Genomic DNA, 14,245 nt, shown 5'->3' with positions numbered 1-14,245 from the left:
CCGTGCTGTGATCGACATCGGCTGGGAGATCTCCCAACAGGACTTGTTCTCGGGCAGCGTGCAGGGGCTGATCGTGGCCGCACTGGCCGCCGGCTTCGTGCTCATCTACCGGTCCACCGGGGTGCTCAACTTCGCCCACGCTGAGATCGGCAGTTTCGGCGTGGCCCTGATGGCCATGCTCACTTTCCGTTATGACGTGCCCTACTGGCTGGCCTTTTTCTTGTCGGTTGGGGCCGCGGCCGGCTTTGCCATGGTCACCGAGCTGGTGGTGGTGCGGCGGCTCTTCAACTCGCCACGCCTGGTTTTGTTCATCGCCACGCTGGGAGTGGCCCAGCTGGCCATTTTCGCGGCCATCCAGCTTCCCGACGTATCCCGGCCGGGGCCGTTTCCTTTGCCCCCGAAGCTCACTGCTCAAGAGTTTCGCTGGGAGGTCACCGACCACCTCCGCATCGGCGGGCGCGAGCTCATCGTGGTGATCATGGTGCCGCTGGCCATCGCCATACTGGCGTTGTTCTTGGGCCGAACCCGATTCGGGTTGGCCATCAGAGCCTCAGCGGAAAACTCCGACACCGGGAGGCTATTCGGAATCAGCGTGCGACGGGTGTCCACCATGGTGTGGACCATCGGCGGGGCGCTGGCCGGCGTCACGCTCATCTTGCTGGCGCCATTTCGGGTCAGCGCGGCCGACGCAGGCACCGCCAGCCTCGGGCCGGGGTTGCTTCTTCGCGTGCTGCTGGTGGCGTTGATCGCCCGGATGCGATCGCTATGGGTCACGCTGATCGCCGGAATCTGTCTGGGTATCTTCCAGCGGCTGTTCCAAGGCAACGTCGACCGGGAGATCCGCGAGGCGGTGGATGTGATCTTCTTCATCGCCATCCTGGTGATCACGGTGATGTTCGCCCGCCGCGCCACCGAGGACGAGGGGGAATGGTCGCTGTCGCCCAAGGTGAAGGCCATCCCCGAACGGCTCCGAGGCCTGTGGTACATCCGCAACCTGTCGCGGTTTGGATTCATCGCCTTATTCGGTGCCCTGGTGCTGCTTGGGCTGTTCCTCACCAAGAACTCCAACCTCTACACCTGGACCCGCATCCTGGGCTTCGCTTTGGTTGCCTTGTCGGTATCGATGCTCACCGGCTGGGCCGGGCAGCTCTCCCTGGGCCAATTCGCCTTCGCCGGAGTGGGCGGCCTCACCGTCGTGGCGTTGACCGAGAACGGCGACATCCCCATTCCATTCGACTGGTGGGATTGGTCGTTCGACCTTCCCTGGGGGGTGGCCATGGTGATTGCGGTGGCCGCGGGAATGATCACCGCTTTCGTCATCGGCGTGCCTGCTTTGCGGGTGAAGGGACTCATGCTGGCGGTGACCACGCTGGCGTTCGCAATCGCCGCCATGTCGTGGATCTTCGCGCAAGACGTGTTCACTCAGGGGGCCACCAACACGCCCAAAGTCATCCCTCCAGTTTGGGGTCCGTTCGACTTCACCGCCTCCCGGAAGTCGTACTTCTTCATGGTGCTTGCATTGCTGGCTCTTGCGGTATGGATGGTGGCCCACCTGCGCAAGACCGGAATCGGCCGGATGATGATCGCGGTGCGCGACAACGAGGACATGGCCGCCGCCTCCACTGTGTCGGGCAGCCGGATCAAGCTCATCTCGTTCACCCTGGCCGGGGGGTTGGCCGCACTGGGGGGCGGGCTGATCATCACCGGCGAGCCCACTATCAACCCCCAAGTCCTGTTCAACTCCAATGAGTCGATCAACGTGATCGCCATCGCCATCATCGGCGGGTTGGGGTCGATTGCCGGGCCGCTGCTGGGCGTGCTGTGGGTCAAGGGCATTCCTGCCATTTTCGGGGCCAGCGACGAGGTGCGGCTGCTCACCTCCGGTGTTGGCCTTCTGTTGTTGTTGATGTACTTCCCCGGCGGGTTCATGCAGCTCCTCTACAAGCTGCGCGACTTCTTGTTGGGGATGGCCGATGAGCGCATGGCGGCCCGGGACATTCCCGAACCGGTGCCGGCGCTGGACAAGCCGGTGCCGATCACCAGCGAGCGCACTGTGTCGGTCGAGGAAGGTCAACCGTGGCTGGCGGTGCGGGACGTGCATGTCCACTTCGGCGGAAAGGTGGCGGTGGACGAGGTCTCCATAGACGTTTATGAGGGAGAGCTGGTTGGCCTGATCGGCTCCAATGGGGCGGGCAAATCCACCTTGATGAATGCCATCAGCGGGTTCGTCCCGTTTAGGGGCGGAGTGGAAGTGCTCGGAAGGGACATCTCGCGCCTGCCGTCGTACCGACGTCACCGGGGCGGCCTGGGGCGGGGATTCCAGCACGCCAAGATCTACCCAGATCTCACCGTGAGAGAAGCGTTGATGGTTTCGATGGAGGCCCGTGACCGTTCGTTGCTGGTCCCGTCGCTGCTAGGAGTGCCGCCGTCGCCGGGCCAAGAGCGGCGCAAGCGGGCCGACGTCGACAGCCTTATGGACTTTGTGGGACTGGGGCGCTATGCCGACCACTTCATCTCCAACCTGTCCACTGGCACGCGCCGCATAGTGGAGTTGGCCAGCCTGTTGGCGGTGGACGCCAAGGTGCTGCTGCTGGACGAGCCCACCGGGGGTGTGGCCCAGCGGGAGAGCGAGGCTTTCGGACCGCTTATCCGGCGCATCCAGGCCGAGCTGGGCGCCGCGGTAGTGGTGATCGAGCACGACATGCCGCTGGTCATGAGTATTAGCGACCGGGTCTACTGCTTGGAGGCAGGGCGAGTGATCTCTGAGGGTTCGCCGGAAGAAGTGCGGAACGACCCGCTGGTGATCGCTTCTTATTTGGGGACAGATGTGCGGGCTATTGAGCGCTCTGGAGAGCGAACGACCTAGATCCTCCGAAGCGCGGGGTTGGAGACTGCGGGGGGAATGTAGAAGGCGTCGTCGGGGTTTAGGTCTTTGCCGGGGGGGACTAATTCGTCGATGCGGTCTAGGACATCGTTTGACAGGCGTAAGTCGGGGTCTTCTAGGGCGGTGTCTAGTTGCTGGGGGGTGCGGGGGCCGATGATGGTGGAGGTGACCGCGGGGTGGGCCAGGGTGAAGGCGTAGGCCAAAGTGGCCATTGAACAGCCCACCTCGGCGGCGAGGGCGTCGAGTTCCTCCACGAGATCGAGCTTGTGGGCCACTACAGGGTTTTCCCGGTCCCAGCGTTTGGCGCTGACCAGGTTGCGGGTGGCTCTCGAGTTCTCCGGCCAGTCGGCGTCTTTGCGGTACTTGCCGGTGAGCCAGCCGCCGTTGAGCGGGCTCCACACGATCACGCCCATGTCGTAGGCCAAGCAGGAGGGCAGCACGGCCCGCTCGATCTCCCGGGTGAAGATGGAGTACGGGGGCTGCTCGCAGCGGACCCGCTCGAGGCCGCGGCGCTCGGCGGCCCATTGGCCCTCCACGATGAGCTCGGCGGGAAAGGTGGAGGTGCCGATCATGCGGATCTTGCCCGTCCGCACCAGATCGGTGAGCGCGGCCAGGGTGTCGCCGAAGTCGGTGCGGGGGTCGGGGCGGTGCATCTGGTACAGGTCGATGTAATCGGTGTCGAGGCGGCGCAGGCTGTCTTCCACGGCCTGGGTCACCCAGCGGCGGGAGCCGCCCTGCATGTTGATGTCGTCGCCCATCGGGCCGTAGAACTTGGTGGCCAGCACTACGTTGTCGCGCCGCCCCTTGATGGCCCGCCCAACGATCTCCTCGGAGATGCCCATGCTGTAGCGGTCGGCGGTGTCGATGAAGTTGATCCCCGCGTCGAGGGCCTTGTGGGTCATGGCCGCGCACTCGGCCTCATCGTTGTTGCCCGCGGGGCCGTACATCATGGCCCCCAGGCAGAGGGTGCTCACCTGGACCCCGGATCCTCCCAGCGTGCGGTATTCCATGGGGACTCCTTTCGAGTGGCTCGATGAACTGGAGCTACTGGCCTGCGGCCTGGGCGATCACCGCGGCTACGGCCTTGGGCTGGGCGAGCATGGGGGAGTGGCTGCCCTCCATAACCACGGAGTTGCCGACCAGCCCCGCGCAGGTCCGCTGGAACTCGGCGGTCAGGGTGTGGTCGTCGGCGCACACGATGTAGGTCGACTCCACATCCCGCCAGGCTGCCCTAGCGAAGCTGTACGGCGCTTGGCCTAGCGGCTGGGGGCGGAGCTGGGACTCAGCCCAGGCGACATCCTCAGGAGTGCAGTCGTGGTAGAAGAGGTCGCCCGCGGCCCCAGGCTTCACCGAGCTGTAGCCGTCTTCGCCGTGCTCAAGGGCGGGGAAGAAGTTCTCGGCGATCACCGCCTCGGCCACATCGGGCGGGTTCTCCTCTCCGCTTTCGTCGCCGGGCAGGATGGCGGCCAAGTACACGAGATGGTCCACCGTGGCGGGGTCGAGCCCGGAGATGGACAGGCCGCCGAGCGAGTGGCCCACGGCGACCACTGGACCTTGACCACCCAAGTGCTCCCTCATGCCGCTCACTTCGGCCTGGAATGCGGCGATGTCTTCTGCGGTGGTCGGACGGCACAAGTCGGAAGCGTGGACGGCGATGCCCATGTCCCTCAAGCACTCCTGCACCCGCTCCCAACACCACGGTCCGTGAAACGCCCCATGGGCCAAAACAACTCCTGCGGTCATGGGGCCGCACTTTAGCGGCCGCTAAGTTGCCGCCATGGAGTCCACAGAATCGCTGGAGGAGCGGCTGGAGCGGCTGGAGTCCATCGAGGAGATCCGGGGGTTGGCTGCCCGCTACTGCCTGGCGTTGGATATGCGGGCCACCGATGCCTGGGTCAGCCTGTTCCCCGCCGATGTGCAGGTGGGCCGAGGGCGCTCTGGGCGGGCCGCGCTGGCCGAGTGGTTCCGCGAGACGATGAGCAGCCAGTTCACCGGCACCGCCCATGTGACCGGCAACCACATCATCGAGTTCGACGGGCCCGATCGGGCCCGCGGAGTGGTGTACTCCCGCAACGAGCATGAGACCGGCGACGAGTGGGTGATCATGACCATGATGTACTGGGACGACTATGAGCGCATCGACGGCCGGTGGTACTTCCGGCGGCGGCTTCCCTTGTACTGGTACGCCACCGACCTGAACGCACCGCCGATCGGCGACAACAAGATGCGCTGGCCCGACGAGGAGCCCTACGAGGGGGCGTGGCACGAGTTCTGGCCCACTTATCGGGAGTTCTGGGAGTCCCGTCTCGACGAGCCCGCTGATGTGGCTGAGCCCGCGCCGGTGGGGGAGTTCTTGACCTGGCTGCGGGGCAGCGCCGAAGGGCTCCCCAGCGTGCGAGTGCGCTGACGTGCGGGCCGCCTATCACGAGACCCAGGGCGGGCTGGATGTGCTGCGGGTGGGGGAGCTGCCCGATCCCGAGCCCGGCCCTCACGATGTGCTGATCCAGGTGAATGCCACGTCGATGGATCGGGTGGACGTGTATTGGCGGGAAGGGTCGCACGGCATGAGGCTGCGCTGGCCCCAGCACGTGGGCGGACGAGACATCGCCGGAGTGGTGGAGGCGGTAGGGGCGGAAGTGATGTCGGTGGCCGTTGGAGATCGGGTAGTGGCATCAGGGGAGCGGACCCACGCTTCGATGGCGCTGGCTCCCGCAGAGTTGACGTTTCCCCTCCCTGACGGCATCAGCTTCGAGGCTGGCGGGGCTACCCCCACGGCGGGCCGATCAGCCCATCAGGCTCTTATCGAGAAGGCTCAGATCCAGCCGGGAGAGACCGTGCTGGTGATGGCCGCTGGCTCGGGGGTGGGCAGCTTCGGGATACAGATTGCCCGGGCGATGGACTGTCGGGTGATTGCCACCGCGGGCTCAGCCCGCAAACGGGCTCGAGCGGTGGAGCTGGGCGCGGAGCAGGCCATCGACCACTACAGCGATGACATCGTTGCGGAAGTGCGAGAGGCCACTGATGGTAGAGGGGTGGACGTGGTGCTCGACCATGTAGGCACCCCGGTGTTCGCTGCCGCGATCCGGTCGCTGGCCCCCGAAGGTCGGTTTGTGACCTGCGGGGTCACCGCCGGGCACATGGGGGAATTGCACTTGGGCCAATTGTTCGTGAAGGGAATCACCCTCATGGGCGTGGGCCGCCCCGACAATCAGCGGATCGCAGCCACCATGCAGGGTTTGCTGGCCATGATCGCCCGGGGACAGGTCACGCCGCAGATCGCCGCGGTGTACGGGTTGGACGGGATCGCGGAGGCCCATCGGCTGATGGAGAGTTCCGATTTCTTCGGCAAGATCGTTCTTGTTCCCTAGCCAGGAGATCTAGATGCGCTCATTCGAATTCCCCGTCGAGGCGGGCCACATTCAGGAGTTCAAGCGGGCAGTGGGCGATCTGGACGCGACGTTCGACCCAGACGCGGCAGCCCCGCCCACGTTTATGGTGGCCGCCGACCGCTACGACCCCGACTACGACCGCCGACTGCGGTCCGACCGGCCGTGGCCGCCAGTGGCGCCGGAGTCGGGCTCGGGATTCCACGCTGGCATGGTGTTCGAGTACCACCGCCATCCGAAGGCTGGTGAAGTGCTCACCGCCACCGTGGCCGACGGGGAGGAGTGGTTCAAGCAGGGGCGTCGGGGCGGCCAGTTGCGGTTCCGGGAGATCGTCACCACCTTTGTCGATGCCGACGGCCAGCGGTGCGTGACCGCCCGCTGGATCAACGTGCGCGCCGACAACGAGGTGCGGGAATGAGGCCCGAAGTCGGTGCTCGCCACCGCCAGTTAGTGGCCGAAGGGCTTACCCGGACGCAACTGGTGGCCTACGCGGGGGCCTCCGGCGACTTCCACCCCTTCCACCACGACGAGATCTACGCCACCACCCACGGCTTCGACCAGCTCTTCGCCCACGGCATGCTGACCATGGGCATTACCGGGGAGGCGCTGGTTGCGGTGTTCGGCCCTGAAGGGCTGGACCGCTACGGGGCAGACTTCCTGAAACCGGTATGGCCGGGAGACACGCTGACCACCGAGCTTGTGGTAACCGCGGTCCACGCCGACGGCTCAGTGGAGGTGGACATCTTCACCACCGATCAACAGGGCACGCAGGTCTTGCGGGGTACCGCGGCCGGGAGGCTGGCCGCAGAGTAAAGCTGATCAGGCCAGAAGCTCTTGGAGCCTCTCTACCGGGTCGCCGGATGTCACCAGAGCCTCGCCGATAAGCGCGGCGTCGTAGCCGGCCTTGCGCACAGCGGCCATCGTGGTGCCGCCGGGAACAGCGATGCCTGATTCGGCCACCGTCACTACATGGTCGGGAAGGAGCGGTGCCATGCGCTCGGCCCGCTGGTAGTCCATGGTGAAGGCCTCGCTCTTGGGCTTCTCCCGTTGGTTGACCCCGATAATGTCCGCCCCGGCTTCGAGGGAGACTTCCAGCTCGCTCTCCGACTTCACCTCAGTGAGCACATCCATGCCCAGCGACAACGCGAGTTCATGAAGCTCGGCCAGCTGGGAAGCGGTGAGGTCGGCCACGATCAGCAGCAGCGCATCAGCCCCCATCGCTTGGGATTCATGGACGTCTTCGACATTGGTGATGAAGTCCTTGCGGAGGACGGGCAAACCAGAGGACCGGGATGCCGCGGCCAGGTCGTCGCCGCTGCCGCCGAACATTTCCTGGTTGGTGAGCACTGACAGGCAGGATGCCCCGCCGTCGCGATAGGCCGCTGCCATCTCTGCTGGGTCGAGTTCGGTGTTCAAATTGCCCCGAGACGGGGAGCGACGCTTGATCTCGGCGATGATGGCCACATCGTCGGCGGCCAACAGAGCCTGCTTGAAACGCCCTGCTCGATTGGCCCGGTCGTCAGCTCCCATGAGTCGGATGATACGGGGGAGTTCGGCCGCCGGAGAAAGCAGAAACGGGGGCTACGCCACCGCGGGCATGACCTCGGTGGCGAACAGGTCAAGCGTCTCAGGGGTGGCGAAGTCGCTGAACTGGAGCACGAACTGCTCGGCGCCCATCTCGCGGTCGGCTTGTAGACCACTGGCCACCTCGTCTGGGGTGCCCGCCACCAGGGCCCAGTCGCCGAACCGGCGTTGGGCGGTGGCTACTATCTCGTCGCGGGCCGCGGAGGACGGGGCTAAGCCGATGGCCCGCTGCACCGAGAGCCGGGCGTTGCCGGACAGCGGAAGCAGTTCCTCCAGCTCAGCCATGCCGTACACCGGGCAATTCCACCAGTCGGCGAAGTCCCGCACCAGCGGCATCGTGAGCTTGCGGCCCGCCCCGCCGATCACGATCGGGATATGGCCGTTCAACGGGGTCGGCTGCTGCTGGGCGTCGTGCAGCTGGAAGAACCGGCCCTCGTAGTTCATCAGCTCACCGGTGAGCAGAGCCTGCACCACCTCCAGCGTCTCCCGCAGGCGAGCGGCCCGCACCGCGGGCGGCTCGTCGCCGAGGCTGAAACGAGCCAATTCGTCGGGCACCGAGCCCCAGCCGATACCCAAGTCGAAACGACCACCGCTGAAGTGATCCATGCTCACCACCATCTTGGCCAGCAGCGCCGGATGGCGGAACTGCCCGCACAGCACCATGTGTCCGATGCGTACTCGCTCAGTCCATGCCGCCACCGCCGCCGCGGTCACAAAAGCGTCGTACATGGGAGCCGCGGACAACAAGGGCGGATTCAGATGGTCCATGAGGTCGATCTTGTGGAACCCGCATGCCTCCGCCGCCCGCACCCGCTCCTCGATGGTGGCCATGTCCATCCGCATCTGCGGCATGAACACACTGAACTGCGGAGGAGCGGCTTGGGTGGTCATTTCAGGATCCTTTTCCGAGGCCGCGGCGTTGCATGTCGTCGGTGTCGACGGTCCAGTTGCGCATGGCCTCCTCCTCGATGTCTTTGGCCTCGGCGAAGCTCATGCCGTCGGTGTCGTCGTAGATGTGCATGGTGGCTGCGGTGGCGGGGGTGGTGGCGGCCACGATCTGGGCGGCTAGTTCCCGGGCCCGAGTCAGCAGTTCATCGTGGGGGACGACGTGGTTGACCAGGCCGATGCGTAGGGCCTCTTCGGCGTAGACGAAGCGGGCGGACGCGGTCATCTCCTTGGCCATGCGCTTGCCGACTGCTCGAGGTAGGAGCGCTGTCATGCCCCATGCGGCGATAACCCCGATCTTGGCGTGGGTGTCGGCGAATCTTGCTTGATCGGAGGCCACGATGAAGTCGCAGCTCAGGGCGATCTCCAGGCCGCCGGTGACGCAGGTGCCGTTCACCGCGCAGATCAGGGGCTTGGCGGTGTCCCGGCAGGCTTGGGCCGGGTCCTCGGCTTGCCGTTTGTTCCCGTCAGGGTTTTCTGTCACGCCGTCGGCGGCCACCTCGCGCAGGTCTACGCCGCCGGTGAACACCGGGTCGGCTCCGGTCAAGATGACGGCGTCCACCCCGTCGTCGGAATCGGCTGCTCGCAACGCGGCGCACAGGTCGTTGCGCATCCGCTTGGTCATGGCGTTGCGGGCTTCAGGCCGATTCAAGGTGATGACAGCAATGCGGTTGTCGATTTCGACAAGCAGGCGCTGGCCTTCGGGGGTGACGGGCTTGTAGGAGCGGTCGGCCATTTTAGTTCGGTCAGGCTCCGTCGCCGATCACATCCACGGCCTGTTGACGGAGCCAGTGGTCGGCCAGCACCAGCAGCACTTGGGCCTCCACCATGGGCACCGCTCGGGGCAGCACGCACGGGTCGTGGCGGCCGCGGGCGGCCAGGGTGACCGGGTTGTTGTCGCGGTCGACTGTCTCTTGCGGTGAAGCGATAGTGGCGGTGGGTTTGAACCCCACTCGGATCACGATGTCCTCTCCGTTGCTGATTCCGCCTTGCACTCCGCCGGAGCGGTTGGAAGCAGTGCGGGGCCGGCCGTCAGGGCCGGGGGCAAAGGGGTCGTTGTGCTCTCGGCCGGTCATGGTCACCCCGGCGAAGCCCGAGCCAATCTCAAAGCCTTTGGCCGCGGGCAATGACAGCGCGGCCTTGGCCAAATCGGCCTCCAGCTTGTCGAACACCGGCTCGCCTAGGCCGGGGGGAACTCGTCGGGCCACGCATTCGACTATTCCGCCCAGCGAGTTGCCGTCGCGGCGAGCTGCTTCGATGGCCTCGGTCATAGCCTCCGCGTGTTCGGGCGAGGGGCATCGGGTGGCGTCGGCCTCCACATCGGCCAGAGTCACCGCAATGGGATCGACATCGGCCGTGATGGTGCCCACCTGGCGCACCCAGGCCAATACCTCGATGTCGGCCACGGTCCGCAAGAGCTGGCGGGCGATGGCCCCAGCCGCCACTCGACCGATGGTTTCCCGGGCGCTGGCCCGTCCCCCACCCTGCCAATTGCGAATGCCGTACTTGGCTTCGGTGGTGTAGTCGGCGTGGGAGGGCCGGTAGACGTCCTTGAAGTCCTCATAGGCGCTGGGCCGGGCATCGGTGTTGCCCACCAGCATGGCAATGGGCGATCCCAGCGTGTGGCCCTCGAAGACGCCCGAGAGGATCTGTACTTTGTCGGCCTCGTCCCGCAGCGTGGTGAGACGGCTCTGACCGGGCCGCCGTCGATCCAAGTCGTGCTGGATCATCTCCTCGTTCAGGGGAAGCCGGGGCGGACAGCCGTCCACCACCGCGCCGATGCCGCCACCGTGGGATTCCCCGAACGTCGTTACCCGGAACAATCGCCCGGTCGAACTGCTCATTGCATGTCAACACTACAGACCGGGCTCTGCCGGTCTGGGGGTCATATTGGCGAGGTCCTGGTAGCGGCCATGCGTGAGCCAGCCCACCTGTGGCAATGTCGGAACATGGATTTAGGCCTATCGGGCAAGGTGGCGCTGGTAACGGGGAGCTATCGGGGCACGGGCAGCGGGGTTGCCCGCGTTCTGGCCGCTGAAGGCGCTGAGGTGGTGGTTCACGGATTTGAGGAGGGGCAGGCCGATTGGCTGGCCGATGAGCTGGGGCCGCCGGTTCGGGCTGTGTGGGGCGACATCTGTACTGATGAGGGTGCTGAGGCGGTGGTCAGCCAGTGCGGACCGGTGGACATATTGGTCAACAACTACGGGGTGGCGGTAGGCGGCACCTGGGGGGATGACGGCACGGATGTCTGGGTGGATGCCTATAACCGCAATGTGCTCACCGCGGTGCGGATGACCCGGCTCATGGTTCCCGCCATGATGGAGCGGGGTTGGGGGCGGATAGTGCTGGTGTCAACCGTGGGTGCGACCCGCCCAGGCGACCGCATCCCGGGCTACTACGCGGCCAAGGGCGCGCTACCGGCGATGACGGTGAGTCTGGCCCGTGAATTGGCCGGCACTGGGGTGAGTGTGAACTGCGTGAGCCCGGGGGCCATTGCCACTCCGGAGCTGGTGGAAATGTGGACTCGTCAGGCGGAGCGGGCGGGCCGCTCCACCGATTGGGCCGATATCGAGCGCCACGTAACCACCGAGATAATGCCCACGCTGACCGGGCGCATCGCCACCGTGTCCGACGTGGGGGAGTTGGTGGCCTTCGTGTGCAGCGACCGGGCCCGCCAGATCCACGGCGCCCACCTCCGCATCGACGGGGGCGCGGCCGACGTGGTGACGTGAACCAGCGGTCTGAGCTTCCCCCTCACTAGGCTGCCCGGCGATGCCGACTTTGTATGACGTCGTCCGCGACTTCAGCCACACCTGGCCTGACAAGCTGGCCGTCCTTACCGAGCAGGACGGACACCGCTCCTTCCGAGAGCTGGCAGCCCACGGCGGGGCTCTAGCCCACCAGTTCCAAACCCGCTTCGGGCTAGGACTGGGCGATCGGGCTTGCATCTGGATGCAGAACCGCCCCGAGTACATCGAGTGCCAGCTGGGCATGCAGGCCATCGGGTTGGCTGGCGTTCCCATCAACCCGGAGTGGACCGATCCGGAACTGGATTTCGTGCTCCACCACTCCCGGTGCCGCCTGGTGTTCGCTGAGGCTGAGCGGGCCGAGCGTGCGGTGGCCCTCACCGCGGACATGGACATGGTGGAAGCAGTGGTGAGCGTGGACGAGCCGGTGGACGGGGCGTTGCTGCTGGCCGATCTCATCGGCGAGGCGCCGGAGGGCGCAGGCCTGGACCTGCCTCCGGTGGACGGGTTTGTGGAGGGCAACGTGCTCTACACCTCGGGCACCACCACCGGGCGCCCCAAGGCGGTGCCCATGAGCCCCGAGCTGTTCGCGGGCGGGGCGGTGCCCTATGAGGAAATGTTCGGCCTGAGCCACACCGACCGCTCGCTGGTGGTGACCCCGCTGTTTCATGGCAATGCCATGGGTGGGGCCATGTCGGCGCTTAGCCGGGGAGCCAGCGTGATCATGCAGCGCAAGTTCTCGGCGTCGCGTTTCTGGGCTCTGGTCGACCTATACCGCCCGACCTACTTCCTCACCCTGGTGCCCATCATCAACATCTTGATGGCCCAGCCCCCTGGTCCCCACGAAAAATCGCACTCGCTGCGGGTGATGATCCCGCTGGGCTGCGCACCCATCATCGAACAGATCGAGGAGCGCTACGGGGTGCCGTGCATGGACTGGTACGGCATGACCGAGGCCGGGTCGGGCACCTATACCCGGTTGGACGAGCCTCGGCGGCCCGGCTCGGTGGGCAAGCCGTTCGAAGGGTCGGTGCTGCGGATATTCCTGCCCGACGGCTCAGAGGCACCGACGGGAGAGACGGGGGAGATCTGCTTTCTGCGGTCCACCATCGGGTTCAACGGCTACATCGAGGATCCCGAGGCCACCGAGGCCGCCACATCAGGAGACTGGTTCCGCACCGGCGACCTGGGCTACGTGGACGACGATGGCTACCTGTACTTCGTCGACCGCCAGAAGGACATCGTGCGCCGGGGCGGAGAAAACCTGTCCACCATCGAGGTGGAGACCGCGCTGCGTACCCACCCCGCGGTAGGTGACATCGCCGTGGTAGCCCGCCCCGACCCGGTGCTGGGCGAGACAGTGGCCGCATTCATCGTGGTGGCCGACGGCTTCGATCTTCCCACCGAAGACGACCTCCGGGCCCACACCGAAGGCACCCTGGCCCCCTACAAGGTGCCCACCACCATTCAGCCCATCGACGAGCTCCCCCGCACCGGCAACGGCAAAGTAGAAAAATTCCGCCTCCGCCAGCGTTTCAGCTAGACGAACTCGGCTCGGATTTGGGGGCCGTGTTGGTTGATGGTGGGGAGTAAGGGGGAGGTGTCGTGGTCCCAGTCGGCGGTGGTGGCGGGGGCGGGCAGGTCGACGGTGCCATCGTCGTGGGTGACGGTTATCCGGTTTAGCTGAGGATGCGAAGAAAGACCGGCCACGTCGTTGACCGCACCGAAGGCCATGCGGCTTCCGGTGAGCTTGCTGTGGAGTTCTTCAGTGCTCAGGCGGGCAAAAACCTCGGCGACGGCGTCGTCGGTTTCGGCCCGGTTTGTGACCCGGGCCTTGTTGGTGGCGAAGCGGAGATCGTGGGACAGGTCCGGTCGGTCGAGCACTTCTTCGCACAGGGTGCGCCACTCGCGGTCGGACTGCACGGCGATGAGCAGAATGGTGCCGTCGCCGGTGGTGAAGGCGCCGTAGGGGGCGATGGACGGGTGGGCCAGCCCGACTCGCTGCGGTCCTTGTCCGAGGTAGTCGTGGTGCAGCAGGGGAACGGTCATCCACTCGGCCATGGTCGAGAACAGCGAGACTTCGATGGTCGCCCCCTGGCCGGTGCGGGCTTGGCGGACGAGGGCCTGGCTGATGGCCCGGGCCGCGGCCTCGCCAGTGGCGATATCGGCCACCGATACCCCCACTCGACCAAGCGGTCCCGGTGCTCCTGACACCGATACCAGTCCGCTTTCGGCCTGCACCAGCAGGTCGTAGGCCTTCATCTGGGCATAGGGTCCGGTTGGCCCGTAACCCGAGATGTCGCAGGTCACTAGCCGGGGATGCTGCTGTCGAAGGGACTCTGAGCCGAAGCCCAGCCGTTGGGCTGCGCCCACCGCCAGATTCTGGATATAGACGTCGGCCTGTTCGATCATCCGCCCCAACAGTGCTTGATCGCCATCGTCTTTGAGGTCGAGGACGATCGATTCCTTGCCCCGGTTCAGCCACGCGAAGTAGCTGGACAGTCCGTCGGCCGCCGCGTCGTAGCCTCGGGAGAAGTCGCCTTCGGCTCGCTCGATTTTGATCACCCTGGCTCCGGCGTCGGCCAGCCGACACGATGTCAGCGGCGCGGCCACTGCTTGTTCGATAGAGACCACCAGCACGCCATCCAGTGGCTTGGCCGAGCTCACTCCAGCAACGTACCCCTGCATGGGTTGAAACG

At 65.9% G+C, this 14,245-nt stretch carries 14 protein-coding genes; 7 read left to right on the top strand and 7 right to left on the bottom strand.

The features are described from left to right. Nucleotides 1–7 precede the first annotated feature (7 nt). Nucleotides 8–2,866: an ABC transporter permease subunit gene (locus ACOQPI_RS14500; RefSeq protein ID WP_420620332.1), complete on the top strand. Its 2,859-nt coding sequence runs from the start codon at nucleotides 8–10 to the stop codon at nucleotides 2,864–2,866. On the opposite strand, the gene ACOQPI_RS14495 is transcribed toward ACOQPI_RS14500, so the two are convergent. Both ACOQPI_RS14495 and ACOQPI_RS14490 read right to left on the bottom strand, forming a co-directional pair. Next, a complete protein-coding gene (locus ACOQPI_RS14495) occupies nucleotides 2,863–3,894 on the bottom strand; it encodes an aldo/keto reductase (protein WP_420620331.1) in 1,032 nt (343 codons plus the stop codon). The genes ACOQPI_RS14500 and ACOQPI_RS14495 overlap by 4 nt on opposite strands. Before the next feature lie 34 nt (nucleotides 3,895–3,928). After that, nucleotides 3,929–4,627: an alpha/beta hydrolase gene (locus ACOQPI_RS14490; protein WP_420620330.1), complete on the bottom strand. Its 699-nt coding sequence runs from the start codon at nucleotides 4,625–4,627 to the stop codon at nucleotides 3,929–3,931. Between the two features lie 34 nt (nucleotides 4,628–4,661). On the opposite strand from ACOQPI_RS14490, the gene ACOQPI_RS14485 reads away from it, so the two are divergent. From ACOQPI_RS14485 to ACOQPI_RS14470, 4 genes are read left to right on the top strand one after another with little or no spacing between them, the layout of a single operon-like run. Next, the gene (locus ACOQPI_RS14485; protein WP_420620329.1) at nucleotides 4,662–5,291 is read left to right on the top strand and encodes a nuclear transport factor 2 family protein; all 630 of its coding nucleotides are present in this window, start codon (nucleotides 4,662–4,664) and stop codon (nucleotides 5,289–5,291) included. Between the two features lies 1 nt (nucleotide 5,292). After that, a complete protein-coding gene (locus tag ACOQPI_RS14480) occupies nucleotides 5,293–6,252 on the top strand; it encodes a quinone oxidoreductase family protein (RefSeq protein ID WP_420620328.1) in 960 nt (319 codons plus the stop codon). Between the two features lie 13 nt (nucleotides 6,253–6,265). Next, nucleotides 6,266–6,688, top strand: coding sequence for an FAS1-like dehydratase domain-containing protein (locus ACOQPI_RS14475; protein WP_420620327.1), 423 nt, complete (start codon nucleotides 6,266–6,268; stop codon nucleotides 6,686–6,688). Beyond that, nucleotides 6,685–7,083 carry a MaoC family dehydratase gene (locus ACOQPI_RS14470; protein WP_420620326.1) on the top strand — a complete coding sequence of 133 codons (399 nt, stop codon included), beginning with the start codon at nucleotides 6,685–6,687 and terminating at the stop codon, nucleotides 7,081–7,083. Before ACOQPI_RS14475 ends, ACOQPI_RS14470 begins: the two co-directional genes overlap by 4 nt. 6 nt (nucleotides 7,084–7,089) lie before the next feature. Here the strand turns inward: ACOQPI_RS14470 and ACOQPI_RS14465 are convergent, their stop codons facing one another. The 4 genes from ACOQPI_RS14465 to aroC are packed head-to-tail and all read right to left on the bottom strand — an operon-like array spanning nucleotide 7,090 to nucleotide 10,643. Beyond that, entirely contained in the window at nucleotides 7,090–7,800 is a 711-nt protein-coding gene (locus ACOQPI_RS14465; RefSeq protein ID WP_420620325.1) for an indole-3-glycerol phosphate synthase TrpC, read from the bottom strand. A 51-nt stretch (nucleotides 7,801–7,851) separates the two neighbouring features. Then, on the bottom strand, nucleotides 7,852–8,745 hold the full coding sequence (locus tag ACOQPI_RS14460; protein ID WP_420620324.1) for an LLM class flavin-dependent oxidoreductase: 894 nt from the start codon (nucleotides 8,743–8,745) through the stop codon (nucleotides 7,852–7,854). 1 nt (nucleotide 8,746) lies between these two features. Beyond that, complete coding sequence (locus ACOQPI_RS14455; protein WP_420620323.1) at nucleotides 8,747–9,535, bottom strand: enoyl-CoA hydratase; 789 nt, start codon at nucleotides 9,533–9,535, stop codon at nucleotides 8,747–8,749. 10 nt (nucleotides 9,536–9,545) lie between these two features. Then, on the bottom strand, nucleotides 9,546–10,643 hold the full coding sequence (gene aroC / locus ACOQPI_RS14450) for a chorismate synthase (RefSeq protein WP_420620322.1): 1,098 nt from the start codon (nucleotides 10,641–10,643) through the stop codon (nucleotides 9,546–9,548). A gap of 105 nt (nucleotides 10,644–10,748) precedes the next feature. Here aroC and ACOQPI_RS14445 point away from each other — a divergent pair, with 105 nt between their 5' ends. Together ACOQPI_RS14445 and ACOQPI_RS14440 are read left to right on the top strand one after the other, a co-directional pair. Then, on the top strand, nucleotides 10,749–11,531 hold the full coding sequence (locus ACOQPI_RS14445) for an SDR family NAD(P)-dependent oxidoreductase (protein ID WP_420620321.1): 783 nt from the start codon (nucleotides 10,749–10,751) through the stop codon (nucleotides 11,529–11,531). 40 nt (nucleotides 11,532–11,571) lie between these two features. Next, the gene (locus ACOQPI_RS14440) at nucleotides 11,572–13,089 is read left to right on the top strand and encodes a class I adenylate-forming enzyme family protein (RefSeq protein WP_420620320.1); all 1,518 of its coding nucleotides are present in this window, start codon (nucleotides 11,572–11,574) and stop codon (nucleotides 13,087–13,089) included. Here the strand turns inward: ACOQPI_RS14440 and ACOQPI_RS14435 are convergent. Then, entirely contained in the window at nucleotides 13,086–14,213 is a 1,128-nt protein-coding gene (locus tag ACOQPI_RS14435; protein WP_420620319.1) for a CaiB/BaiF CoA transferase family protein, read from the bottom strand. The two genes, ACOQPI_RS14440 and ACOQPI_RS14435, sit on opposite strands and share 4 nt — an antisense overlap. Between the last annotated feature and the right edge of the window lie 32 nt (nucleotides 14,214–14,245).

Source organism: Candidatus Poriferisocius sp., assembly GCF_965219815.1.
Classification (GTDB): domain Bacteria; phylum Actinomycetota; class Acidimicrobiia; order Acidimicrobiales; family Bin134; genus Poriferisocius.
The sequence above is the reverse complement of the archived record's forward strand: the minus strand, read 5'-3'. Positions and strand labels throughout refer to the sequence as shown.